Source organism: Massilia sp. Leaf139 (assembly GCF_001424165.1).
GTDB lineage: Bacteria > Pseudomonadota > Gammaproteobacteria > Burkholderiales > Burkholderiaceae_D > Telluria.
Genome location: NZ_LMOJ01000025.1, coordinates 67,353 through 92,813, shown reverse-complemented (window position 1 = coordinate 92,813; position 25,461 = coordinate 67,353). Strand labels below are relative to the sequence as shown.

Here is a 25,461-nt window from a genome sequence, read left to right as displayed (position 1 = left end):
AAAATGAAGCGGATAAAAAATCTAGGTCTGGCGCACGATCAGCCTGGTCGGGAGCGTTTCGGAGGCAACCGGCTCGTCGTTCAGCAGCGCCAGCATCTTGCGGCCGAGGAGCACCCCGCCGTCGCGTAAGTCCTGGTGCACGCTGGTCAGCGGCGGCACGAAGCTGGCCGCGCCGGGCGTGTCGTCGTAGCCGATCACGGAGACAGCGTCCGGCACGCGCAGGCCCTGCTCGGCCAGCGCGCGGATCGCGCCCATCGCCAACAGATCGCTGGCGGCGAAGACGCCGTCGACGGCCCCAAGACCCTTCTTTTTCAACAGCGTGCTCATGCAGTCGAAGCCGGCTTCGAAGGTAAACGCCTTGGGGCGCACGATGTGGACGCTGCCGTGGCCGCGCATGCCCTCGATGAAGCCGGCGCAGCGGCTTTGCACTTCGGCGTGGTCGACGTCACCCAGGAAGACCAGCTTGCGCCGGCGCTGTTCGATGAAGCGGGCCGCGGCGCTGGCGCCACCGGCGTGGTTGTCGCTGCCGACCACCACATACGATTCCGACGCCTCGGGCGCCCCCCACACGACCAGCGGCAGGCCGGCCTTCTGCAAGACCTTCACCGCTTCGCCGTGCGAGCCCTGCCCCAGCAGGATCATGCCGTCGGCGCCGCGCACCGGCGCGCTGTCGAGCAGCTGGCGCGAAGTCAGCACGACCGTGTAGCCGGCCGTCGTCAATTCTTCGGTGATCCCGCCCAGCAGCGCCAGCGGATACGGATCGGACATCGGCCGCCCTTTTACGGGTGTCATCTCGACGACGACCGCCACCGACATGCTGCGCCCCATCCGCAGGTTGCGCGCGCTGATGTTCAGGCGGTAGCCCTGCTCTTCGGCGACGCGGCGCACTTTCTCGCGGGTCTTCTCGGTCACGAGCGGGCTGTTGCGCAGCGCGCGCGACACCGTGATCGTGGAGACCCCGGCCAAGGCTGCCAGGTCTTCCATGGTCATGCCGGCTTCGCTGCCGCGCTTTGAAATTTTGTTGGTCGCCATTCGGTATTTGGTGATGGAAAACAGCTCTGCAGCAAATTATGACAGATTTAAATGCCAGCGGAATGCGAAATGACATCGATAACAATTTTATTGACATCGATATCATTCCTTGTTTCAATGACACATATTGAGGAGTCCATGCACCAGCCTGGCCCGCCAATGCACCAAACACAAGCACTGTGACAGAGAGCGTTCAACGACCCGGCAGTCCACGGGTACGCATGTCCAGGAGACGGATTTTGAACCATAATAAAGAGAGCAATACCATGAACCAGTCCAAGCAGTTCGTGCTGTCCTCGGTCGCGCTGGCCGTGCTGACCCTGGTCGGCCAGGCCCAGGCCGCCGGCCAGGCCGGCCCGGCGCCGCAAGATGCGGCCAATGCCGCGGTTACCCAGGAAATCCAGCAAGTCGTCGTCACCGGTACCGCCTCGGCGTCCGGCACGCGCAAGATCGACACGGCGTTTTCCATCACCACCGCCAGCGAAGAGCAGCTGAAAGCGGCCGCGCCGAGCAGCACCGCCGACGTGTTAAAGCTGGTGCCGGGCGTGTACGCGGAAGCGACCGGCGGCCAGTCGGGCGCCAACGTACAGGTGCGCGGCTTCCCGTCGGGCAGCGATTCGCCGTATGTCTCGATCCAGCTGAACGGCAACCCGGTGTATCCGGTGCCGGTGCTGTCCTTCTTCGAAGGCACGTCGGCCTTCCGCCTGGACGACACCATCGAGCGCGTGGAAGTGCTGCGTGGCGGCCCGAGCACGATCTATTCGGTCGGCCAGCCGGGCGCGACGATGAACTTCATCCTGAAAAAGGGTGACGATACCCCCGAGCGTACGATCCGCCTGACCACCGGCACCGGCAAGCTGCGCCGCGGCGACGTCTTCATCGGCGGCAAGATTTCCGACGGCTGGTACGGCACCATCGGCGGCTTCTACCGCCAGGGCCAGGGCGTGCGCGATCCGCAATTCAAGGCCGATGACGGCGGCCAGCTGACCGCGACGCTGACCCGCAAGCTCGATGGCGGCGAAGCGACCTTCTATGTGCGCTCGACCGACGAAAAGAACGCGTTTTATACGGGCGTGCCCCTCATTTCGAGCAACAACGGCCGCAGCATCAGCGAATTCCCGGGCTTCGACGCGCTCACCGGCACCCTGATGAGCAACGAAATGCGCCGCTTCACGATCGAAGCGGCGCCGGGCCGCACGCTCGAGCGCGACCTGGCCGATGGCCGCGGCATGAAGGCAACCGTCTGGGGCGCGGACTACGAGCAAAAGCTCGGCGGCTGGGACGTGTCGAACAAGGCGAATTACTTCAGCGGCGACCTGAATACGATCGCCATGTTCACTGGTAATAACCCGGTGACGGCCGCCGCCTACCTGGCGGCCGCCAATGCAACCCACAATCCACTGGCAGCGGCCACCTCGGGCAGCATGACCTATGTGAACGGTAGTGGCGTCGTCGCTCCGAACCAGCAGGTGGTGCAGGCCGGCCTGTGGTCGGTGGAAAAGCAGCTGAGCTCGTTCACCGACGAACTGCGCGTCAGCCGCGAAGTCTTCCCGGGCCACACCCTGACCGTGGGCGGCTACTACGCCGATTACCGCTCGCATGACGAGTGGTACCTGGGCAATAGCCACCTGATGACGGCAACCCCGAACGCGCGCCTGATCAATGTCAGCCTGAACAACGGCGTCATCGTGTCGCGCAACGGCAAGGATGGCAACGTCAACTACGCGCCCCAGGCCAGCTACACCGGCCGCAACCTGGCCCTGTTCATCGCCGACGAATGGAAAATCAGCGACCGCCTGCGGGTCGACGCCGGCGTGCGCCGCGAGCGCCAGAAAGTCGAAGCCAGCATCTCCAGTCTGGTGACCGGCGACACCGACAACAATCCGCTGACCGTGTATAACAACGGCACCTCGATCGCGGCCGGCCCCTACACGCCGCTCGAGCGCACCGACAGCGTCAATTCGTTCACCGCCGGCGGCATCTACAAGCTGACCAAGGATTCGAGCGTCTTCCTGCGCGCCAACAGCGGCCATACCTTCATCTATTTCGACGACATGCGCAATGCCGGCTCGCAGGCCGTGCTGAACGACCGCAACCGCATCCCGACGCCGGAAGTGAAGCAATACGAAGTCGGCTTCAAGACCGCGAACCCGCTGTATAGCGCCTATATCAACGCCTTCTATTCGCAGTTCTCGGGCATTTCGTTCCAGCAGCTGACCGTGAACGGCGACGTGCTGTATTCCGTCAGCGGTTCGCGTGGCCACGGGATCGAGGCCGAGCTGGCGCTGCGTCCGCTGAAGAACCTGCAGCTGAGCCTGTCGGGCAATTACCAGAAGTCGGAATACCGCGACAATCCTTCGATCACCGGCAACGAAGTGCAGCGCCAGCCGAACCTGCAGTTCCGCTTCACGCCAAGCTACCGCATCCCGCTCGGCGACAATGCTCTCAAGCTGTACGGCGCCTACACCTACATCGGCGACCGCTGGGCCGACCAGCAGAACCTGTCCTACCTGCCGTCCTATAAAACGCTCGACCTGGGCGCGCTGTTCAACATCAGCGACAAGTGGGAAGTGCGCGTCAGTGCCACCAACCTGACCGATGAACTGGGCCTTACCGAGGGCAACTCGCGCCTGACCGGCGCCCAGAGCAGCGGCCCGATCAACGCCCGTCCGATCTTCGGCCGTGCGGTGGAAGCCTCGCTCCTGTACCGCTTCTAAGCTTTACAAGGTCACACCCGGCTTGGGGAGCGGCTTGCCGCTCCCTTTTTTATGCCTGCCCTAGAATGGACATACCTCATCCATCCACGGAGCCTCGCATGCCGATCAAGCCCGAAGACCTGGCCGCCCTGATGCGCGAAGTCGAGCTGGAAGACCCGATCGATTTTGCCGACCTGCCCTTCGCCGAGGACGAGCTGCGCGAACTGGTCGCGAGTCACCTGTGCGAGATGGCGGCGGCCATGGAGAACTTCAGCACCGAGGATCGCCTGCTGACCTTATTGGCGGTGTCGGCCAAGCTCGTGCTCGAAAACATGGTGCTGCATATCCAGTTGCTGCGGCGCCACGGCCTGCCCGTGGGCGAGGATGTCGAAGCCCTGCTTGCACGCCTGCGCAAGCGCGACGACTAGCGTTTTCTGCTCTGGCAAATTGCCTTCGAACATTGCTCTGAAATAAGCGTGGAAAATCAGGCGGACACGGCGCAAGCTGGCGGACGGGGCCGTCCAGAGTCCGCCCACCGTGTTTTAGTTCTGACAGGAAATCGCTTGTCTACAACGGTGGGCCGATTGTGCGGTAATTAATCTGTTCCTTGAGGTATTATTGTTGGCTAGGAAACTTGTCGCCCGGTGTCTCCCGGTCGGCATCAGCATGTCAAACCTGAGGAAGCCATGTCCCGCACCAAGATCCAATTTACCACCGCCGTCGTCTCGGGCGCCCTGCTGCTGGGCGGCCTGACCGCCTGCAACCGCGACCAGTCGACCGCCAGCCTGCTGGCCGAAGCCCAGCAATACCAACAGAAGGGCGACGAAAAGGCGGCCCTGATTCAGCTCAAGAATGCGGTGGCGAAGAGCCCGGAGGACGCCGAGGCGCGTCTGCAGCTCGGCGCGCTGTACCTGGAAACGGGCGATGCGGTATCGGCCACCAAGGAATTGCGCAAGGCCGCCAGCCTCGGCATGGCGCCAGCGCGTACGCTGCCGCTGCTGGGCCGGGCCATGCAGGCCCAAGGCGAGTTCAAGGAAATGCTGGCAGAACTCAAGCCCGAGCTGGTCGCGAAATCCGCACCCCTGCTGGCGCTGCGCGGCGACGCCCTGCTCGCTACCAGCGACGCCGACGGCGCCAAGGCCGCCTACGATGCGGCGCTGGCGCTCGATCCGAACAGCGGTGCGGCGCTGACCGGCCTGGCGCGCCATGCCCTGGTCAAGAACGACCCGGCCGCGTCGCAGCGTTATGTTGCCGAGGCGATCGCGAAAGACAGCAAGAATCCGGAAGTCTGGATGTTCCAGGGCGGCATGCTGCGCGGCCTGAACAAGCCCGAGGAAGCCCTGGCTGCCTTCGACAAGGTACTGGCCCTGCGTCCGCAAGACCGCAACGCCAACCTGGAAAAGGCCTTCATTCGCATCAACCAGAAGAAGTTCGCCGAAGCGCGCACCGAAATCGGGGCCGCCCAGAAGCGCGCGCCGAACAGCCTGCTCGTCACCTACGGCCAGGCCCTGCTCGACCATAGTGAAGGCAAGAACAAGGAAGCGCGCGAAGCGCTCCAGCGCATCCTCAAAAGTGCGCCGAACCACATGCCGAGCGTGCTGCTGGCCGGTGCAGTCGAGCTGAACCTGAACGCGCCCGAGCAGGCGCAGATGCACCTGCGCAAATACCTGGAAATCGACAAGGACAACGTCTATGCGCGCAAGCTGATGGCGCAGGCGATGCTGAAGAATGCGCAGCCGGCCGACGCCGCCGCCATGCTGGCGCCGGCACTCACCGATTCGAAGGATCCGCAACTGCTGGCCCTGGCCGGCGAGTCCTACATGCAGGCGCGCGACTTCGGCAAGGCCACGACTTACCTCGAAAAGGCGACGCAGCTGGCGCCGGACGTGGCCGTGCTGCGCACCTCGCTCGGCATGTCGCGCCTGCAGCAGGGCGAAGCCGCCAAGGGCATCGCCGAACTGGAACGTGCCACCGAACTCGATCCGAAGTCGGAAGCCGCGCTGTCGGCGCTGGTTCAGGCCGAACTCGGCCTGAAACACTACGACAAGGCGCTGGCCGCGGTCACCAAGCTCGAGACCCTCAAGCCGGATGAACCGCAGACCTATAACCTCAAGGCCAACGTGCTGATCAACAAGGGCGACGTGGCGGGTGCGCGCGCTGCCTTCGAGAAGGCCTTGCAGGTCAAGCCGAACTTCTTCCCGGCGGCGGCCAGCCTGGCCAAGCTGGATCTGATCGAGAAGAAGCCGGAAGCGGCGCGCAAGCGCTTCGAAGCGATCCTGGAACAGGACAAGAAGAATTTCGGCGCCATGGGCGCGCTGGCCGAACTGGCCATGCTCGACAAGCGTCCCGAAGAAGCCACCACCTGGCTGGAAAAAGCGCAAGCCGAGAATCCGGATGCGATCGTACCGGTGCTCAAGCTGGGCCACCATTACCTGGCCACCAAGCAGGAAAAGAAGGCGCTGACGCTGGCGCGCAAGTTCCAGGCATCGAACCCGACCAATCCCGACCTGATGGATCTGCTGGGCCAGGCGCAGATTGCGAACGCCGACCAGCAGGGCGCGCTCGACAGCTACAGCAAGCTGGTCAACATGGCGCCGAAGTCGCCGCAGGCGCAGATCCGCCTGGCACAGGTGCAGAGCGAGCTGAAGAACGATGCCGGCGCCGCCGAATCGCTCAAAAAGGCCAGCGCCCTGGCGCCGAACATGCCGCAGCCACGCGTGGCCCAGGTCGAACTGGCAATGCGCCGCGGCCGCCACGACGAGGCTCTGGCCCTGACGCGCCAGATGCAGCAGGACGTGCCCGGCTCGCCGATCGGTTTCCTGCTCGAGGGCGACCTGCAGCAGACGCTCAAGAAACCGGCGCTGGCCGCCGCCGCTTACGACAAGGCCTTCGCCATCACCAAGTCGGGCGCCGTGCTGCTGCGCACCGCGCAGGCGCTCAGGCAGGCCGGCAAGGAGGCCGAAGCGAACGCGCGCGTCGCCCAGTGGGCCAAGGCGCACCCGGAAGACATGCAAGTGGCGATGTACATGGCCGAGTCGCACCTGGCGGCCAAGCAGTACAAGCCGGCCGCGGCCCTGCTGGAAGGGATCGTCAAGCGCATGCCGAACAATGGCGCGGCGCTCAACAACCTGGCCTGGGCCTACCAGCAGCAGAACGATCCGCGCGCACTGGCGACGGCCGAACAGGCATTCAAGGTCGCCGGCACCAATCCCGCGGTGATGGATACGCTGGGCTGGATGCTGGTGGAACAGGGCAATACCCAGCGCGGCCTGGAATTGCTGCAAAAAGCCGCCGCCACGCCGGCGGCGACGCCGGAAATCCGCTATCACCTGGCGGTCGCCCTGCATAAATCGGGCAATAAAACGGGCGCGCGCAAGGAACTGGAAACCCTGGTCGCGCAGAACCAGCCCTTCGCCCAATTGGAAGAGGCCCGTTCGTTGCTAAAAACGTTATAAGCGTCTACTATTTAAAATAAATAAAATCAACAGGCCCGCGCTTTTCGCCTGATGGAAAAAAGCGCGGCATAGGCCAAAAAAAGACGCCGCCCGTTTCGGACGGCGTCCCAGAACGAAGGTGTACCGCGATGACGAATCCCGACGAAGTGAAGGAACTAGACGAACGTACTGTCGAATTTCTATCGAACGCTCATGTGTCAGAGGATCGCGATAATATAGCGAACTCAGAATTAGAGGATGTTATCGTGAACCAAGATTCATATGGAATCCGGCTTACCGATACGGCGAAAGGACGCAATTCGGCCAGCATGCTGGTCAACAAGATGTATGCTTGGCGCGGCTATGCTGGCACGCACCAGTTCAGCGACGATCCCAATCGCATCACCCTGACTGCCACCGACAAAGGCGAAGTGGTAGGCACCCTGACGCTCGGTATCGATTCGCCGATTGGCCTGATGGCCGACCAGATTTTCAAGGAAGAACTCGACGCGCACCGTGCCCGCGGCGCCAAGCTCTGTGAATTCACCAAGCTCGCGTTCGACCCGACGGTGCGCTCGAAAACCTCGCTGGCCAACCTGTTTCACCTGGCGGTGATCTACGCCCGCGATATCCACGATTGCACCGATATCGTCATCGAAGTCAATCCGCGCCATCGCCGTTTTTATGAGCATATGCTCGGATTCAAGCGCGAAGGCGATTTGAAGGACAATCCGCGCGTGAATGCGCCGGCCTACCTGCTGCGCATCGAGCTGGCGTATGTCACCGAGCAGATTCAAAAGCACGGCGGCACCTTCAGCGAAGCGGCCACGGAGCGCTCGTTTTACCCGTATTTCTTCTCCCCGCGCGAAGAGCAGGGTATCATCAACCGCCTGCGCCGCATCGACGAACACCAGGCAGCCTGAATCACCGCTTCATGCCGGCATTGCCATCCCAGGCGGTGCCGGCGGGCGCCGCGCAAATGTGCCGCGAATTGCACCGATATGTGCGCCCAATTTTCGCCATCCGTCATTCACCGTCCACCGTCTTATTCCCTCGATGACCACTCCATTCCGCTATGAGCAGGCTTTTTCCCGAAATATTGGCTGGGTAACGCGGGAGGAGCAGGCGCGCTTGCGCAGCAAGCGGGTGGCGATTGCGGGTGGCGGCGGCGTCGGCGGCGTCCATGCGCTGACCCTGGCGCGCCTGGGCGTGACGAAATTCCGCATTGCCGACTTCGATACCTTCGACGTACCCAATTTCAATCGGCAAGTCGGGGCGATGGTCTCGACCCTGAACCAGCCGAAGGTCGAGGTCATCCGCCGCATGCTGCTCGACATTAATCCCGAATGCGAAGTCGAGATGTTCGAGCAGGGCATCAACGACGCCAACCTGAACGCTTTCCTCGAAGGCGCCGACATGTATGTCGACGCGCTCGACTTCTTCGCCTTCGACATCCGCCAGAAAACGTTCGCCCTGTGCGCCCGCCTCGGCATTCCCGCCAGCACCGTGGCGCCGCTGGGCATGGGCGCGGCCCTGCTCAACTTCCTGCCGGGCCAGATGACCTTCGAGGAATATTTCCAGTGGGGGGATTTGCCGGAAACGGACAAGGCCGTCCACTTCGTCGTCGGCCTGGCGCCAGCCGGCCTGCACCGTCCGTATCTGGTGGTGCCGGAAGCGGTCAATTTCGTCGAACGGCGCGGCCCTTCGACCATCATGGCTTGCCAGCTGTGCGCCGGCGTGATGGGTACCGAAGCCCTGAAAATCCTGCTGGGCCGTGGCCGCGTGCTGGCCGCGCCCTGGGGCATCCAGTTCGATGCCTACCGCAACAAACTGGTGCGTACCTGGCGTCCGGGCGGCAATAAAAATCCCCTGCACCGCCTGATGATCCGGATTGGCAAGAAACAACTGGCCAAGGACTTGGCCGCCGCGGGAGCGACAGCATGAACAAGAACATCGACGCGAGCACGATCGAGCAGATCCTCGACCTGGCGCGCTGGGCGCCCAGCGGCGACAACATGCAGACCTGGCGCTTCGAGATCGCCGGGCCGGCGCACCTGGCCGTGCACGCCTATGATACGCGCGACCATTGCGTCTACGACCTCGACGGCCACCCGAGCCAGATCGCCTTCGGCACCCTGCTCGAGACGATCGCCATCGCCGCCAGCGGCCACGGCCTGCGCGCCGACATCGTGCGCCGTCCGGAAGGCCGCGACACGCACCCGGTCTTCGACGTCCGCTTTGCCCATGATCCGGCCATCGCGCGCGACCCGCTGATCGACGTGATCAACGTGCGCACGGTGCAGCGCCGGCCGATGAAGACGACCCCGCTCACGCCCGAACACAAGCGCGTGCTGGAAGCGGCCGTCGGCCCCGGCTATGCGCTGACCTGGCTCGAGAGCCGCAGCGAGAAATGGCAGGCGGCCAAGCTGATGTTCAACAACGCGCGCCTGCGCCTGACGATGCCGGAAGCCTTCGAGACCCACCGCAGCATCATCGACTGGAACAATCCGACCCACAGTCCCGACAAGGTGCCGACCGGCGCCCTCGGCATCGACGCCATGACCCTGCAGTTGATGAAATGGGCGATGGTCAGCTGGCGCCGCATGTCGACCGTCAATACCCTGATGGGCACCTGGGCGCCGCGCCTGCAGATGGATCTGGCGCCCGGCATGGCCTGCGCCGCCCACTTCGTGCTCAAGGCGCGCACGGCACCGCGCTCGATCGACGACTACGTGGCCGCCGGCCGCGCGCTGCAGCGCTTCTGGCTGACGATGACGACGCTCGGCCTGTACATGCAGCCGGAGATGACGCCGCTGATCTTCTCGAAATACGCGCGCGAACAGACGCGCTTCACGGCCACGCCGAAGCTCAACGAGGCCGCGCAAGCGCTCCGCCGCGAGACCGAAGCCCTGATCTTCACCGACGCCCTGGCGCCGGTCTACATGGGCCGCCTCGGCTATGGCCCGGCGCCGCAGGCGCGCTCGCTGCGCCGTCCGCTGGCCGAACTGATGAAAAGCTGAGTTCGCCAAAACGGCGGCCGTAAAAAAAGCGGCGATGACCCGATGGTCGTCGCCGCTTTTTGCTTTCATTTCCCTACCTGGTAGATCTTGTTATTGTGATCGCCAGCGCTTGCCCAGCAACTCGCGTCTTAATTTATTTACAACAAAATGTCTCGCACGAGAAAGAGCGGGCAAGCCCGCTCTTTCTCTCACTACAAGGCCTGCTCAGAGGGCAATTAAGCCTTCTTCGCGCGCTTGCGGCTCACGACGCCAGCGCCCAGCATGGCGATGCCGAACAGGGCCAGCGAACCTGGCTCTGGCACTTCAGCCAGCTTGAACTGACCGTTGTTGCTGACGAAGAAGTAGCCTGGGGTGTTGGCGTAGGCTTGGCCGTTGCAACCGTTGCCGGTGAAGCCAGCGTATTCGCAAGCGACTTCGCTCACCAGGGTATCGGTTGGCTTGCCAACAGTGTTAGCGTTGGTGAACGCGAAGGCCATGATCGATTCCATCGACAGGTCGTCGCCGTTTTCACGGAAGAAGTAACCTGCGTCCAGTGCGCCTTTTTCGGCACGTGCGTACACGGTGACTTGACCGTTGTTGGTTGGCGAGCCGCTGGCATCGACCAGACCGCCGCCGCCGGCCATCACGGTGAAGACAGCGATTTCGTTGCCCAGGTTGGCGCCATAGATGCCGTTGGTCGTCGAGTACTGGTTGGTTTCGTTCTGGTACATCTTGATGGTGCCACCGGTGAAGGTGAACGCGCCGCTGAAGTTACCGGTGCCGGTTGCCTGGAAGGTAGCCGAGATATTGCCGCCAGCGAAATTGTCGTCGAAGTCCTGGCCGTTGCTGTCCGCTTGCTTGATGTTGAACACAGCGTGTTCGGTGAACGAGAAGCTCGAACCGCCGGTTGGGTTGATCTGGATGAAAGCGTTGCCGTTCACGTCCAGGTATTCGTTGACGGTTTGGCCAGCTGCGAAGCCGCCGCCGTTCGGATTGAAGACCCAGTCGTTGATCACGGTGGCAGCATTGGCGCTACCGGCGAAGGTCATTGCAACAGCTGCGGCGCAAGCCAGTTTCTTCACAAATTTCATAATTCAATTCCTCGCTTAGTTGATGGTGTGGGCAAACACATCCTCCTTGTAGCAAGCACCGTGCCAGCATCACTAAATGCTTTGGAATCAATTACTTATTGCTCATCCTTAGAGTCCCCTCAACTGATGTGTAAAAAATGCCGACAGCATTTTTTCACAAAAAATTCTTATAGGAATTATAATGCTTTTTAGACATGTTTCCTAAGAAGATTTAACATTTCGAGGAGACAAGAAAGCTTTCTGGAACAGATGGCGCGACAGCATCAGGGGGGGCATACGCAGCCAATTGCCGCGTATATAGAGCAATCCCTCGCACACGGGGCCGAGCGCGCCGGCGCTTCCGGGCAGAGGAGGCCGCAGCACCGTGCGGAACAATCCGTCCATCAGCGCCAGCAGGGGATGAGGCGGCTGCCCTGCCCGCGCCTCCTGCAGCGTCGCCGCCGGCACCGGTGTGCCGAGCAGCTGTGCGCAGTAGCGCAGCGCATAAAACAGAGGACGCCCCAGTTCCAGCTGGCGCGCGCGTGCCGGCAGCGCCTGCCAGAAACCGGGCTCCGTGGCCGCGAAATGGCAAATCAGCCGGTGCAGGTCGAACAGGTCGCGCAGGCCGTGCTTGAACTCGCCTTCATAGAACAGGTGGGTGGCACTGTGCAGCACCATGTCGCAGGGCGCCAGCACCTGCACGCCCTCCAGTCCAGGGACGGCACGGGCAGCGGCGCGCAGCAGCGCCGGATCCGGCCGCACGGCCGCCGTCTCCGGCAGGATCGCATGGTGGACGTCGACGGCAGTGCCGCGGCGCATGTGCTGCATCGGCGGCAGCTCGTGCATCCATTCGCGGTAGTAGCGCTGGTCGTAAGCATCGTGGTGGCTCGAGGCCCAGCCGTGCAGCATGAATACACTTTCGACCTCGCCCAACGCGGTTTTCGGCACCAGCAGGTCGATATCGGAAAACAGGCGTCCCGCTGCCGCCGGCAGCCCGGCCGCGACATAGGCCGTGCCCTTGAGCAGGATCAGCGGCAGGCCGGTCGTGTGCAAGGCGCGCTGCACCTGCTGCACCTCGAAGCGCACCGCCTGCGTATGGCGCTCCCAGGCCGTGCGCGACCAGGCCAGGCGGCGCTGCACGCGCGCCGGCAGAGCCGCCAGCAAGCCGTGCTCCTCGGCCAGCAGGGACAAGGTGGCGCCCATGTCGGCCGCCCCCGCTTGGCGCAGCAGCAGTTCCCAGCCGGGCGCGTCCAGCGCCGCCATCGACGGCGGATCGCGCAATACCCGGGTCAGCAGGGGCAAGGCCGTCATCGGCGCCCCGCCAGCAATTGCTCGAACACGTCCATGGCGTCGTCGAGGGTGCCGTAGCTGAAATCGAAGGTGCGGGTCTGCTCGATGGTGCGCGCCGCCGTCGTGAAACCGGCGGCGCCCAGCAGGCTGTAATTGAAGGCGTTCTCTGCCAGACGCAGGTGGGCGCGCGCCTGCGGCACCGGCGCCAGTTCGGCCGGCGCGCCGGCGCGCCATTTCGGGAAGACGATCCAGGCCGGCCGGGCCGGCTCGTGGGCCCGGGCGACGCTGGCGTCGGGCGCGCGCAGGTGCGCCACTGTTCCCTTCAGGGTGTCGGTGACCGGCGGCGACAGGTGCATGCCGGGCGCCCAGGCGCGGATGACGTCGATCGAGGCATTTTTCAGGCTGACCGGACGCGGCACCGGATCGATGCGGCCATCGTCGACCCGGATCAGGGTCAATTCGTCGGACAATAAACGCCAGCCGCGCGCCACCAGGGCCGCGCACAGGGTGCTTTTGCCGGAGCCCGCTGGGGCCGGCAAGATGACGGCCGCGCCCTCGCGCTCGACCACGGCGGCGTGGATCACCAGCCAGGAATGGGCGTGGTTCGAGATGCACCAGTTCATCGCCCATTCGAACATGGGATAAGTTTGATCGAGCGGCAGCGGCTGGAAAGGCGCCAGGCCGTCGTAATGGAAATAGACTTGCGGCTTGATCAGGCGGCGCAAGCCGCGCGGACTGCGCAGCAGCACGTCGAAATCGGCCGGCGTGTCGGCGTCCATCAAGGGATAGGCGCCATACATCCGCTCCAGCGCCACGGCCAGGGCCGGCAAGCTGCTGTGGATGCAGGCCACGAAGGGGCCGGTCTGCAGGCGCAGCCCGGCGCCACGCAGGCGGGCGGCCACGGCCTCCTGGCCGAGTTGGGCAACCGTCAGCATGCCTGGGCTTCGACCAGGTGCAGCGCGCCGAGTTCGGCCAGGGCGCCGCCCAGCAACGAGCGCTCGGCGTCGGGATCCGGGTCGTCCAGGCGCACGGGCAGGATGGCGTCTTCCGGATCGAGGCCAAGCGCGGCCGCCAGCGCCGGCGCCGATTGCGGCGCCGCTTGCAGCAGGCGCAGCAGTTCGAAAGTGAAATCGTCGAGCAGGTGGGTGTCGCCCGACAAGTCGTTATAGATGACGCATTCGCCGTCCCAGCAGCGGTGCAGCAGGCGCTGGCCGGGGGCCAGGCGCCATATGACGGAGCAACTCATGCGGTCAGATCAGAAGCGGAAGCGGAAGCGGAACTAGTAGCCGTTGGTACGGAAGGTCGTGCGCAGGTAGTCGAAAATCGTGGTGCGCGACCAGGACTTCATCTTCGGCCCGGGAGTGAACGAGCCCTTGCCGGCGTACTGGTTCCAGATATCGACGACGCGTTCCGGCGACAGCACCGGGTTGCCCTGCTGGGTCACGCGCGCATTCAGCCAGGCGGCGATGCACAGGCGCGAGATACCGCTCGGATCGGCGTTTTTGACGCTTTGCTTTTCACGGGCCAGCACGTCGTACAAGGAGATGTTGGCCAGGCCGCTGTAACTGCCTGGACAATTAAATACCTTGATGAACTTGACGTCCGGATTGGCAAATGCCCGCGAGTTCCAGCGGGTGCGGTTATTTTCCCAGTATTGCGGATCTTCATTGCTGAGGCAGGAGCGCAGCGGATTCAGGCTCGTTCCCATCGACAGCGACGTAAAACCGGACGGCGACACGCATTTGCCGTAGGTCGCCATTGCCGGCTGGCTCTGCAGCGTCAGGATAACACCGGTCGCGCCGGCGCCGGCACGGGTGAAGCGGCGCCGCGCCAAACCCTTCGCGTCAAGAGGAGGAAGAGGCGTGGCCTGGGTGTCGGATGACTGGGGAGGGTTTTGTTCTTGATCCATAAACATGTTTCCTGAGTCTAGAAAGTATGCCACACCCATACAGGCATCGGGGCTTTTACTAGCATAGCAAAATTCATACCAAGAATCATTCGTTGACTAAATGCAACAACGAATCAAGCACTTAGCCCTGCACTGTCAGTTGGAAGTCCCAAAAGCGACGGCGCCCGCAGGCGCCGCTGTAAGAAAAACCGACAGTCAAATTCGCTTAGAAGAAGCTTTCCGGGATCACCAGGATGTCGCCCGGGCGCATCGGCATGTTGGCCGAAATGTCGCCGTCCTTGATCAGGTCGTCCAGGCGCACGTTCAGTTTTTCCTGCTTGCCGCCGACGTTGCGGATGACGCTGGCGCGGTTGCCCGAGGCGAATTCGGTGACACCGCCGACGGCGATCAGCACGTCCATCAGCGACATGTCGCGGCGGTAGGCCAGCGCTTGCGGCTTGGCGGCCTGGCCGATCACGCGGATCTGGTCGCCGTAATTGCCGACGAAGCCGGTCACGACAACGGTGACGACGGGCTGCTGGATGAACTTGGCCAGGGCCTTTTCGATGTCGCGTGCCAGTTCGGTCGAGGTTTTACCCGCGGCCGGCAGGTCTTCGACCAGCGGAGTCGTGATCTTGCCGTCCGGACGCACCGGCACCGACATCGACACCTCGGGATTGCGCCAGACGATGATGTTGACGGAGTCGCCAGGCCCGATCAGGTAATCGGCAGGCGCGGCGCCGGCCATGGCGGCGGCCGAAGGCGCCGGCGGCTTGTTCCACATCGCGCAGCCGGAAACGGCCAGGGCGCAGGCGGTGGCCAGGGCCAGTTTCGTCAGATTCGTCGAGATCTTGCTCACGTCATTCCCCTTCATGACAGCAGCGACCGGCAGTGCCAGGCTGTTGTTATAGCAAATCAAAAATTGTTATTTAGCCATCAAAACGGGAATATTGTATCTCAATCATGCTTCCGCGAAAGGCGTGCACGATTGAAATAATTTCTTTTCACTTTTGCTGCAACAGTTCCTGCACATACCGGGCGGGGATCGCATACGAGATTCCGCTGGGACTGGTGATCGCCGTTTCCTTCAGCCCTTTGACGAATACCATATTGATGACCCCCAGCACGGCGCCGCTCTCGACGTCGACCACCGGGCTACCGCTGTTGCCGGGATAGGCCGTACCGTCGAGCTGGAAGATTTTCATGGGATCGCGCTGCAATTGGGTGATCGCGCGTGCGTCCAGGCGGCGCGAACTGATCGACGGCATCACGATCGGCGTGATCGCCGACAGCGTGGCGCGGTGGGTGACGTGGTTCAGGCCCAGCACCATCCCGAGCGGAAAGCCCGTAAACGCCAGCGCCTGCCCTTCGGCGGCGCCGTTCGAATCGCCGATGGCCAGCGCCGGCAGCGGCGGGCCGTCGATCAGGCGCAGGTGGGCGAGATCGTGGGCGCGGTCGAGCGCCACCAGGCGCGCCGCGCGGAAACGGAAATCCTGGCCAGCGCCGACCACCACGCCCAGCGTTTCCATCTTCTCGGTATCGAGTGTCATCGGCACGACATGGGCGTTGGTAATAATGCTCAGGCCGTCGCCCACGGCAAAGCCCGTACCCGAGAACATCACGGAGGGGCTGCGTGTCTTGAGGAAACTGCCGACGCCGACAATGGCCGGTTTGATGGCGGCGATGGTGCGCACCAGGCCATCGGCGCGTGCCGGCAGGGCAACTGCCAGGGCCGCCAATGCGAGGCCGGCGGCAAGCGCGCGGCGTCGTCGTGGCCACTTGATCATGTGGCATTCACTATTTCGAATAGGAATCAATCGTGCAGGCCTCTTTGCAAATTAAACATTACAATACAACAGCTTGATGTTACGCAAAGCTACTGTCGGACTTCTCTGGCGACAGTGATTTGCTCCCCACCTCATGCTTGATGAAGTGCAACATTTTCACTGTTTTAGCTTGTCCGGCGGCAATAATAACGCTGAAAGGGATGGGCGGCAGCGGAATTTGACATTGCATGCCGGCATTTGTGTTGTAACGGGTGCTAACCGGCGCCTTTATTACCACAATTTTCCGACACGCAATTGCAATTGCACAAACTACAAGCGATGATGCGTGTTCTTTTGTGATTGTTCCCGCCTGGCCGAGCGCCGGGCGTTCATGGCGAGACTGACGAGATGGCAGAAATACAAGCCCTAATCCTGAATTTCCTCAAGGCCCTTGGTAAATACCGCTGGCATGCGGTCACCATCGCCTGGCTGGTGGCACTGATCGGCTGGGCCATCGTGCTGCGCTTGCCGAACACCTATGAAACCTCGGCCCGGGTGTATGTCGACACCCAGAGCATCCTGAAACCCCTGCTGTCGGGCATGACCACCCTGCCCAACCTGGATCAGCAGGTGATGTTCATGCGCCAGACCCTGATCAGCCGTCCGAACGTCGAACGCGTCATGCGCGACACCGACCTCGACGTCAAGGCGACCAACAGCGCCGAGAAGGAAAAGATGGTCGAAGATCTGATGAAGAAGATCAAGATCGCCGGCACCGAGCGCGACGACATCTACACCATCAGCTATACCTCGACCGATGCCAAGCTGGGCAAGGACGTCGTGCAGTCGCTGCTGACGATCTTCGTGGAAGGCAGCTTCGGCGGCAAGAAGCAGGATTCCGACAAGGCGGTGCAGTTCATCGACGACCAGATCAAGAGCTATGAAGAGAAGCTGGCCGCGGCCGAGAATGCGCTGAAGGAATTCAAGATCAAGAACATGGGCTTGCTGCCGCGCGAAGGCGGCGACTGGAGCGCCCGCGTGGCCTCCGCCACCGACGCGCTGAGCCAGGCGCGCCTGGAGCTGGCCGAAGCGGAACAGTCGCGCAACGCCATCCGTCGCCGCATGACCGGCGGCGGCAAGGAAGGCGGCGGCATGGTCGACCCGGAACTGGAAAGCCGCATCGCCGCCGCCCAGAAAAACCTCGACAACCTGCGCCTGCAATACACCGAGGAACACCCGGACATCATCGCCACGCGCCGTCTGGTCGGCCAGCTGCAGGCGCAAAAGAAGGAAGAGATGAAGAAGGGCCGTCCGGATCCGAACGCCGCCGCCAGCCCGATGATGCAGCAGCTGAGCGTGTCGCTGTCGGATGCCGAATCGCGCGTTGCCGCCCTGCGCGCCCGCGTCAACGAATACCAGACCCGCGTGACGACCCTGCGCAGCCAGAGCGCAACGGCGCCGGAAATCGAGGCCCAGCTGGTGCAGCTGAACCGCGACTACACGGTCAACCGCGAAAACTACCAGCAACTGCTGCAGCGCCGCGAGCAGGCCAAGCTGTCGGGCGACCTGACCTCGGCCACCGACATGTTGTCCTTCCGCGTGATCGAGCCGCCGCTGGCCGCCACCAAGCCGAGTGGCCCGAACCGCCTGGCCCTGTTCTCCGGCGTGTTCGCGCTGGCCCTGGCCGCAGGCTTGATCGGCGCCTTCCTGATGAGCCAGGTGCGCCCGACCTTCCTCAGCCATGCGACGCTGCGCGACGTGACCGGTTTCCCGGTGCTGGGTTCGATCAACATGCACTGGACGGACGGCCAGAAAGTGCTGCGCAAACGCCGCCTGGTCGGCGTCGGCGCCGCCGTGCTGGTGCTGATCGGCGCCTATGCCGTGGGGATGGCCACCATGCTGGCGCGCGCCAGCGCTTGAGCAGGCTAAAGCGCCTGACGCCGTAACGCACAATATTAGGAGCGAACGTGAGCATTATCGAAAAAGCGGCAAGCCGCATTGACCAGACCCGCGCAGCGGCCCCGCCCCCCGCCGTCGTCGAGCACGACGGCCAGGCCATCGTCCTCGAAGCGCAGACGCCGGCCGCCGCCGTCCACAGCGCGCCCGCGGCACCGGCCGCACGCGCGGAAGCGCCGGCCGTCACTGCGCCCGCCGCTGCCCCGGCCGCCCCGAGCGTCGCCGCCGCAGCAGCGGCAGCGCGCGCCGAGCTGCCCCGCACCGAAGCACCTGGCGTCGCCACGCCGCGCGTCGCTACGCCAGGCGTCGCTACGCCGCGCAAGACGGCACCGAAGCCGGGCGTGCGCAAGGTCGACCTCGACCTGGCGCGCATGCGCGACGCCGGCATGGTCACCGCCGCCAGCGGCCGCACCGGCCTGCTGGAAGACTTCCGCGTCATCAAGCGCCCGCTGCTCAAGCAGGCCTTCAGCGAGAACACCCAAGGCCGCCCGAACAACCTGATCATGATCACCAGCTCGCTGCCGGGCGAAGGCAAGACGTATTGCGCGATCAACCTGGCCATGAGCATCGCCATGGAACTCGACCACACGGTGCTGCTGGTCGACGCCGACGTCGCCCGTCCGTCGGTGCTGCGCACGCTCGGCCTGCCGGCCCAGCGCGGCCTGATGGACATCCTCGTCGACGACAAGCTCGACCTGTCGGACGTGATGCTGCGCACGAATGTCGACACCCTTAGCATCCTGCCGGCCGGCACCAGCACGCCGCGCGCGACCGAACTGCTGGCCAGCTCGACGATGAGCAACCTGGTCAACGAGATCGCGCACCGCTATCCCGACCGCATCATCATCTTCGATTCGCCGCCGCTGCTGCTGACGAGCGAATCGCGCGTGCTGGCCGGTCACATGGGCCAGATCGTGATGGTGGTCGAGGCCCAGGGCACGACCCAGCACGCCGTCAAGGAAGCGCTGCGCCAGCTGGAAGGCTGCAGCAATGTCAACCTCATCTATAACAAGGCGCGGGACATCCCGGGGATCGAAGAGACGTATGACTATCACTACGGCTAAGCGCAACACGGCACGCCTGCCGCGGCTGGCGCCGCTGGCAGCCTTGCTGATGGTGGCGTTGCCGGCTCAGGCCCAGTGGAAAGTCACGCCTTCGCTGTCGCTGACCGAAACCTATACCGATAACGTCGCCCTCCAGAGCGACGCCAACAAGCAGGCCGAGTGGGTCACCGAAGCGACGCCGGGCATTACCGTGCTCGGCCAGAATTCGCGCGTGCAGCTGAGCGCCCGCGCGCGTGCCTCGTTCTACAAGTACAGCGGCGGCGAACCCATCGGCACGCGCAGCAACAACAGCCAGTACGACGCCAACGGCCGCCTCAAGGTGGTCGACGAGCTGCTGTATGTCGACGCCTTCGCCAGCGCCGGTTCGCGCGCGGTGTCGGCCTTCGGCCCGCGCAGCGCCAACGGCTTCAGCGACGAGAACACCACCGACGTCTCGACCTGGCGCATCAGCCCCTACCTGACGCGGCGCTTCGGCAACTTCGCCGCGGCGACGCTGCGCTATACCCACGACAGCACCAAGACCGACAATTCGGTGTTCGGCAACAGCAGCGCCGACGGCGTGATCTTCGACCTCGGCAGCGGCCGCGCCTGGCGCGACATCGGCTGGAACCTGCGCTATGCGCGCCAGGACGTGACGACCGACGAGTTCGGCGACACCTCGTCGGAAAACGCGCTGCTGGGCCTGAGCTACCGCGTGCACCGCACGCTGCGCCTGACCGCCAGCGCCGGCTACGACCGCTACGACTACCAGGCACTGGGCGGACGCACGTCCGGCGCCAGCTGGTCGGCCGGCTTCGGCTGGAATCCGTCGCAGCGTACCTCGGTCGAGCTCAGCGCCGGGCGCCACTACCTGGGCAATACCGGCTCGCTGGCAGCCTCGCACCGCAGCCGCCACACGGTCTGGCGCCTGGGGTATGCCGATTCGGTGACGACCACGCGCCAGCAGTTCGCGCTGCCGCAGGCGGTCGACACGGCCTCGCTGCTCGATTCGCTGTTCGCCGTGACGATTCCCGATCCGTTCGCGCGGCGCCAGGCGATCGAAGCCTACCTGCGCGCCACTGGCTTGCCGTCGAGCCTAGCGGACGAGGTGAACTACCTGACCAACCGCTACTTCCGCCAGAAGCAGGCGCAGGCCTCGTTCGCCTTCAACATGCGCGCCCACAGCTCGGTCGTGTCGGCCTTTGCCACCGAGCGGCTCGCGCTGTCTTCGGGCGAAGCCGACAGCGGCCTGCTCGGCAGCCAGCTGTTCGCGCTCAACGACAATGTGCGCCAGTTCGGCCTGAGCGCCTCGCACAGCTACCGCCTGAACGCACTGTCGAGTGCCTCGGCGACGCTGCTGGCAACGCGCGACCGCTCGCTCACCACCAGTATCGAGCAAGACCAGCAGAGCCTGCGCCTGTCGCTGACGCGCCGCTTCAGCCGCAATCTGCTCGGCGTCGTCGAACTGCGCCACGCGCGCGGCGACCGCGCCCTGTTCGGCGGCTCGCGCTACACGGAAAACGCGGTCAGCGCGACCCTTTCAGCCCAGCTTTAAGCGGAGTGACACGATGTACGAAGCATATTATGGATTTACCGCCAAGCCTTTCCAGCTGCGCCCCGACCCGCACTTTTTCTTCGGCAGCAAGGGCCACAAGCGCGCCATGGCCTATCTCGAATATGGCCTGTCGCAGGGAGAAGGTTTTATTGTCGTGACCGGCGAAGTCGGTGCCGGCAAGACGACGCTGGTACGCAACCTGTTCAATAAACTGCCTTCCGACCAGATCGTCGCCGCCCACATCGTCAACACCCACCTCGATCCGGACGACACCCTGCGCATGGTGGTCTCGGCCTTCGGCCTGCCGTACGAGGGCGCCAGCAAGACCGACCTGCTCACCCGCCTCGAACAGTTCCTGCATACGGTCGACCGCCAGGGCAAGCGCGCCCTGCTCGTCATCGACGAGGCGCAGAACCTGAACCCGAAGACGGTCGAGGAACTGCGCATGCTGTCGAACTTCCAGACCGACGACAAGTCGCTGCTGCAGACCTTCCTGCTCGGCCAGCCCGAGTTCCGCGGCACCCTGCACAGCCCGAGCATGCAGCAACTGCGCCAGCGCGTCATCGCCAGCTACCACCTGGGCCCGATGGATGCGCCGGAAACGCGCGCCTACATCGAGCACCGCCTGCACACGGTCGGCTGGAACGGCGACCCGGCGTTCGACGACGGCGCCCACGCCGCCATCTACGCCTACACCGGCGGAATCCCGCGCAAGACCAATACCCTGCTCGACCGCGTGCTGCTGATGGGCTACCTGGAAGAACTGCACGAGTTCAACGAGGGCCACATCCAGACCGTGATCGCCGACCTCAGCGAAGAGTTCCAGCTGCCCGAAGTGATGGGCACCCCGGCCGCCGGCATCGGCGCAGGTCTGGATGGACAGCTCCTCGCCGACGGCATGGGCGGCATGCCGGAACGCCGCGCCAGCGCCGAAGTGCTCGACGAACGCATGATGCGCCTCGAAAAATCGATCGTCTCGGTACTGTCGATCCTGAAGAAAATCGTCGCCAACCCGCAGAACGGCGTGCAGGCGACCCACCACGCGGATACCCCGGAATGAAGATGCAGACTCCCGCAGCCCGGCCGCAGCGCCAGCCGGGCGAGCGCATTCGCAACGCCATGACCTGCGACGTCGAGGACTATTTCCAGGTCTCGGCGTTTGCGCCCTACATCAGCCGCGAGAGCTGGCCGACGCGCGAATGCCGCGTCGAGGCGAATATCGAGCGCATCCTGGCCCTGTTCGAGAAGAACGACGTCAAGGGCACCTTCTTCACCCTCGGCTGGATCGCCGAACGCTATCCGCAGATGGTGCGCCGCATCGTCGCCGCCGGCCACGAACTGGCCAGCCACGGCTACGGCCACCTGCGCGCCTCGGACCAGAGCCGCGCCGAATTCGACAACGACATCCGCAGCGCCAAGGCCCTGCTGGAAGACATCGGCGGCCAGCAGGTGCTCGGCTATCGCGCCCCGAGTTTCTCGATCGGAGAAGGCAACCTATGGGCGCTCGACGCCCTCACCGAAGCGGGTTACCGCTACAGCTCGAGCATCTACCCGATCGCCCACGACCACTACGGCATGCCGGACGCGCCGCGCTTCGCCTTCTATCCGAACGGCCCCGACGGCCTGCTGGAAGTGCCGATCACGACGGCCATGCTGGGCAACCGTAAACTGCCGGCCGGCGGCGGCGGCTACTTCCGCCTGCTGCCGTATGCGCTGTCGCGCTGGATGGTCAAGCGTGTCAACGAGATGGACAACGAGCCGGCCCTGTTCTACTTCCATCCGTGGGAAGTCGACCCGGGCCAGCCGCGTCCGGAGGGTCTGGGCGCCAAGGCGCGCTTCCGCCACTACATCAATATCGCGCGCACGGAAGGGCGAATCGCCGCCCTCGCCCGCGATTTCGCGTGGGACCGGATGGATCGCATTTTCCTGAACAAGCCATGAATTCGATCATCGAGGGCGCGTTGCAGCGCAAGCTGGCCGCAGATCAGGCCGAGGAAGCCGAGGCGGCCAAGCCGGATCTGCTGCTGCTGGTGCACCGCATCCCCTACCCGCCGAACAAGGGCGACAAGATCCGCTCGTACAACCTGCTCAAGCACCTGGCGACGAAGTACCGGGTGCACCTGGCGACCTTTGTGGACGATGCCGACGACTGGCAGCACGTGCCGGCGGTCGAGGCGCTGTGCGCCAGCAGCCATTTCGTCAAGCTCGATCCGCTCAAGGGCAAGCTGCGCAGCGTGAAGGCGCTGGCGACGGGCAAATCGCTGTCGCTCGAATACTATCGCGACGCCGGCATGAAACGCTGGGTGGCGCGCACCATGCGCCAGCAGGGCATCGCGCGCGTGATGACCTTCTGCTCGGTGATGGCCCAGTACGCCGATGACTTCCCGGCCGCGCGCCGCGTGATCGACTTCTGCGACGTCGACTCCGACAAATGGCGCCAGTACGCCGAAAAGAAGAAGTGGCCGATGAGCTGGGTGTACCGCCACGAGGCGAAGAGCCTGCTCGACTACGAGCGCAAGGTCGCCAATGAATTCGACGCGTCCCTGTTCGTCTCGGGCCCCGAGGCCGAACTGTTTCGCACGCTGGCGCCGGAAAGCCGCAGCAAGATCGGCCACTTCAGCAACGGCGTCGACACCGAGTATTTCAGCCCGCTGCGTGCCTACGACAATCCGTATGCCGCCGGCGAGCAGGCGCTCGTGTTCACCGGCGCGATGGACTACTGGCCGAACATCGATGCGGTGAAATGGTTCGCCGAGCACGTGCTGCCGCGCGTGCGCGCCGCCGTGCCGGGCGCGCGCTTCTACATCGTCGGCTCGCGTCCGGCGCCGGAAGTGCAGGCGCTGGCGGGCGAAGGCATCGTCGTCACCGGCACCGTGCCCGACGTGCGGCCGTATCTCGCCCACTGCGTCGCCGCGGTGGCCCCGCTGCGCATCGCGCGCGGCATCCAGAACAAGGTGCTCGAAGCGATGGCGATGGCCCGTCCGGTGGTCGCGTCGCCCCAGGCCTATGAGGGCATCGATGCCGTCAATGGCCGCGAGCTGGTCGTCGTCGACGCGCCCGCCGACTATGCCGAGCGCGTGATCGAGCTGCTGCGCACTCCCCACCCGAGCATGGGCCAGGCCGCGCGCGCCAGCGTCGAGCGCCGCTACAGCTGGACCGCCCACCTGTCCCCGATCGAAGCGAGGTTTGAATGCTGATGAACGAACATCCGGCCCTGGCCGGCGCAGCGCCCGGCCGCCTGTCGGTGCCGAAGATCGGCATCCTCGTCGCCGCCTGCGTGGCGCTGCTGCTGCTGTACTGGAGCACGGCCGCCTCGATGGTCGCGGTCTGGAACAGCTCCGAAACCTTCGCCCACGGCTACGCCATCGTGCCGATCAGCCTGTGGCTGATCTGGCGCCGGCGCGAAGTGTTCGGCCGCATCCCGGCCGTGCCCTACTGGCCGGCCCTGGCCGTGCTGGCCCTGTGCGGCGCCGGCTGGCTGCTGGCGCGCGCGGGCGAGGTGCAGGTCGTCATGCAATACGCCTTCGTCGCCATGTTCCCGGTCGTGGCCCTGGCCGTGCTGGGCCGGCGCCTGGCCGGCGCGCTGGCCTTCCCGCTGCTGTTCCTGCTGTTCGCGGTGCCCTTCGGCGAAGTGTTCGTCCAGCCCCTGATCAATTTTACGGCCGACTTCACGATCGCCATGGTGCGCGCCACCGGCATTCCGGTGCTGCGCAACGGCACCATGTTCGAACTCCCGACCGGCAACTGGTCGGTGGTCGAAGCCTGCAGCGGCGTGCGCTACCTGATCTCGTCGATCACGCTGGGTTGCCTGTACGCCTACCTGAGCTACCGCTCGACCACCCGGCGCGCGCTGTTCATCGGCCTGTCGATCGTGGTGCCGATCGTCGCCAACGGCCTGCGCGCCTATATGATCGTCATGATCGGCCACATGAGCGGCATGGAGCTGGCGACCGGCGTCGACCACCTGATCTACGGCTGGCTGTTCTTCGGCCTGGTCATGTTCATCATGTTCTGGATCGGCAGCTACTGGCGCGAGGACGACGCGGCGCCCGCCGCCGCCGCCGTCGCTGGCCGCCCGGCGGGTGCGCTGGCGGCGCGTCCGATCACCGGCGTGGCCATCGCCGCGCTGCTGGTGGCCGCGCTCTGGCCGGCCCTCGGCGTCGTCAGCGACAAGGCGTCCTACAATCCGGCGCCGGTGCGCCTGGACGGCGCGCGCCTGGCCAGCACCCCGAGCGGGGAAGCGGCCTGGAAGCCCGAATTCCTGGCGCCCGACGCCGCCCTCGGCGGCCGGTACACGGCCGCCGGCGCACCGATTCACCTGAACGTGCTGTACTACCGCAACCAGGGCCCGGGCAAGCGCCTGATCAGCTCCGTCAACCGGGTCGACAACCGCGACGCCAAGTTCCAGCAGGTCGGCTCGAGCGGCCGCCTGGAAGAGATCGGCGGCCGGAAGCTGGCGCTGCGCGAAACCCGCGTCAAGGGCCCGGACGGCAACTACCTGGTCTGGCACTGGACCTGGGTCGACGGCCAGTTCATCGCCAACGATTACCTCGGCAAACTGCGCCAGGCGCAAGCCAAGCTGATGATGCACGGCGACGACGGCGCCGCCCTGATGGTCGCCACCCCGGTCGGCGAGCAGGCGGACACTGCGCGCGCCGCGCTGCGCACCTTCCTGGCAGCGAACCTGGCGCCGCTGCAGGCAACGCTCGAGGCGGCACGGGAACACTGAACC

Annotated in this window: 21 protein-coding genes; 13 read left to right on the top strand and 8 right to left on the bottom strand. The window is 64.5% G+C overall.

Annotated features, from left to right (window positions below; genetic code table 11):
- Window positions 1-21: 21 nt before the first annotated feature.
- Window positions 22-1,032 carry a LacI family DNA-binding transcriptional regulator gene (locus ASF77_RS18180; protein ID WP_056342516.1) on the bottom strand — a complete coding sequence of 337 codons (1,011 nt, stop codon included), beginning with the start codon at window positions 1,030-1,032 and terminating at the stop codon, window positions 22-24.
- Between the two features lie 239 nt (window positions 1,033-1,271).
- On the opposite strand from ASF77_RS18180, the gene ASF77_RS18175 reads away from it, so the two are divergent.
- The 6 genes from ASF77_RS18175 to ASF77_RS18150 all read left to right on the top strand — a co-directional run bounded on the left by ASF77_RS18175 (window position 1,272) and on the right by ASF77_RS18150 (window position 10,182).
- Window positions 1,272-3,749, top strand: coding sequence for a TonB-dependent siderophore receptor (locus ASF77_RS18175; RefSeq protein ID WP_229445488.1), 2,478 nt, complete (start codon window positions 1,272-1,274; stop codon window positions 3,747-3,749).
- 98 nt (window positions 3,750-3,847) lie between these two features.
- Window positions 3,848-4,156, top strand: coding sequence for a hypothetical protein (locus tag ASF77_RS18170; protein ID WP_056342510.1), 309 nt, complete (start codon window positions 3,848-3,850; stop codon window positions 4,154-4,156).
- 258 nt (window positions 4,157-4,414) lie between these two features.
- Window positions 4,415-7,183, top strand: a complete 2,769-nt coding sequence (gene prsT, locus ASF77_RS18165; RefSeq protein ID WP_056342507.1) for an XrtA/PEP-CTERM system TPR-repeat protein PrsT — start codon at window positions 4,415-4,417, stop codon at window positions 7,181-7,183.
- Between the two features lie 128 nt (window positions 7,184-7,311).
- Window positions 7,312-8,085, top strand: coding sequence for an N-acetyltransferase (locus tag ASF77_RS18160; RefSeq protein WP_229445487.1), 774 nt, complete (start codon window positions 7,312-7,314; stop codon window positions 8,083-8,085).
- A 133-nt stretch (window positions 8,086-8,218) separates the two neighbouring features.
- The gene (locus ASF77_RS18155) at window positions 8,219-9,106 is read left to right on the top strand and encodes a ThiF family adenylyltransferase (protein ID WP_056342503.1); all 888 of its coding nucleotides are present in this window, start codon (window positions 8,219-8,221) and stop codon (window positions 9,104-9,106) included.
- On the top strand, window positions 9,103-10,182 hold the full coding sequence (locus tag ASF77_RS18150) for a nitroreductase family protein (RefSeq protein ID WP_056342500.1): 1,080 nt from the start codon (window positions 9,103-9,105) through the stop codon (window positions 10,180-10,182). The genes ASF77_RS18155 and ASF77_RS18150 overlap by 4 nt, the downstream gene beginning before the upstream one ends.
- A 215-nt stretch (window positions 10,183-10,397) precedes the next feature.
- On the opposite strand, the gene pepA is transcribed toward ASF77_RS18150, so the two are convergent.
- From pepA to ASF77_RS18115, 7 genes are all read right to left on the bottom strand, one after another.
- Window positions 10,398-11,252: a flocculation-associated PEP-CTERM protein PepA gene (pepA, locus tag ASF77_RS18145; RefSeq protein WP_082493883.1), complete on the bottom strand. Its 855-nt coding sequence runs from the start codon at window positions 11,250-11,252 to the stop codon at window positions 10,398-10,400.
- A 201-nt stretch (window positions 11,253-11,453) separates the two neighbouring features.
- Window positions 11,454-12,542, bottom strand: coding sequence for a nucleotidyltransferase family protein (locus tag ASF77_RS18140; RefSeq protein ID WP_056342496.1), 1,089 nt, complete (start codon window positions 12,540-12,542; stop codon window positions 11,454-11,456).
- Window positions 12,539-13,456 (bottom strand): HprK-related kinase A, encoded by a 918-nt coding sequence (locus ASF77_RS18135; protein WP_056342494.1) that lies wholly within the window; start codon window positions 13,454-13,456, stop codon window positions 12,539-12,541. Before ASF77_RS18135 ends, ASF77_RS18140 begins: the two co-directional genes overlap by 4 nt.
- Window positions 13,450-13,767, bottom strand: a complete 318-nt coding sequence (locus tag ASF77_RS18130; protein WP_056342491.1) for an HPr-rel-A system PqqD family peptide chaperone — start codon at window positions 13,765-13,767, stop codon at window positions 13,450-13,452. The genes ASF77_RS18135 and ASF77_RS18130 overlap by 7 nt, the downstream gene beginning before the upstream one ends.
- 33 nt (window positions 13,768-13,800) lie before the next feature.
- Window positions 13,801-14,430, bottom strand: coding sequence for a hypothetical protein (locus ASF77_RS18125; RefSeq protein ID WP_156648937.1), 630 nt, complete (start codon window positions 14,428-14,430; stop codon window positions 13,801-13,803).
- Window positions 14,431-14,635: 205 nt separating this feature from the next.
- Window positions 14,636-15,283, bottom strand: coding sequence for an XrtA/PEP-CTERM system exopolysaccharide export protein (locus ASF77_RS18120; RefSeq protein WP_082493882.1), 648 nt, complete (start codon window positions 15,281-15,283; stop codon window positions 14,636-14,638).
- A 130-nt stretch (window positions 15,284-15,413) separates the two neighbouring features.
- Window positions 15,414-16,196 (bottom strand): serine protease, encoded by a 783-nt coding sequence (locus tag ASF77_RS18115; protein WP_056342484.1) that lies wholly within the window; start codon window positions 16,194-16,196, stop codon window positions 15,414-15,416.
- 387 nt (window positions 16,197-16,583) lie between these two features.
- Here ASF77_RS18115 and ASF77_RS18110 point away from each other — a divergent pair, with 387 nt between their 5' ends.
- Genes ASF77_RS18110 through xrtA form a run of 7 tightly spaced genes read left to right on the top strand, consistent with a single transcriptional unit; the run spans window position 16,584 to window position 25,458 of the window.
- On the top strand, window positions 16,584-18,095 hold the full coding sequence (locus tag ASF77_RS18110; protein ID WP_056342480.1) for an XrtA system polysaccharide chain length determinant: 1,512 nt from the start codon (window positions 16,584-16,586) through the stop codon (window positions 18,093-18,095).
- A 47-nt stretch (window positions 18,096-18,142) separates the two neighbouring features.
- A complete protein-coding gene (locus ASF77_RS18105) occupies window positions 18,143-19,195 on the top strand; it encodes an XrtA-associated tyrosine autokinase (RefSeq protein ID WP_056342478.1) in 1,053 nt (350 codons plus the stop codon).
- Window positions 19,176-20,729 (top strand): TIGR03016 family PEP-CTERM system-associated outer membrane protein, encoded by a 1,554-nt coding sequence (locus tag ASF77_RS18100; RefSeq protein WP_056342475.1) that lies wholly within the window; start codon window positions 19,176-19,178, stop codon window positions 20,727-20,729. The genes ASF77_RS18105 and ASF77_RS18100 overlap by 20 nt, the downstream gene beginning before the upstream one ends.
- A gap of 13 nt (window positions 20,730-20,742) precedes the next feature.
- Window positions 20,743-21,789, top strand: coding sequence for an XrtA/PEP-CTERM system-associated ATPase (locus tag ASF77_RS18095; protein ID WP_056342472.1), 1,047 nt, complete (start codon window positions 20,743-20,745; stop codon window positions 21,787-21,789).
- Window positions 21,786-22,670, top strand: coding sequence for an XrtA system polysaccharide deacetylase (locus tag ASF77_RS18090; RefSeq protein ID WP_056342469.1), 885 nt, complete (start codon window positions 21,786-21,788; stop codon window positions 22,668-22,670). Before ASF77_RS18095 ends, ASF77_RS18090 begins: the two co-directional genes overlap by 4 nt.
- Entirely contained in the window at window positions 22,667-23,926 is a 1,260-nt protein-coding gene (locus tag ASF77_RS18085; protein ID WP_082493880.1) for a TIGR03087 family PEP-CTERM/XrtA system glycosyltransferase, read from the top strand. The genes ASF77_RS18090 and ASF77_RS18085 overlap by 4 nt, the downstream gene beginning before the upstream one ends.
- Window positions 23,926-25,458 carry an exosortase A gene (gene xrtA / locus ASF77_RS18080; protein ID WP_229445486.1) on the top strand — a complete coding sequence of 511 codons (1,533 nt, stop codon included), beginning with the start codon at window positions 23,926-23,928 and terminating at the stop codon, window positions 25,456-25,458. The genes ASF77_RS18085 and xrtA overlap by 1 nt, the downstream gene beginning before the upstream one ends.
- Window positions 25,459-25,461: the final 3 nt, after the last annotated feature.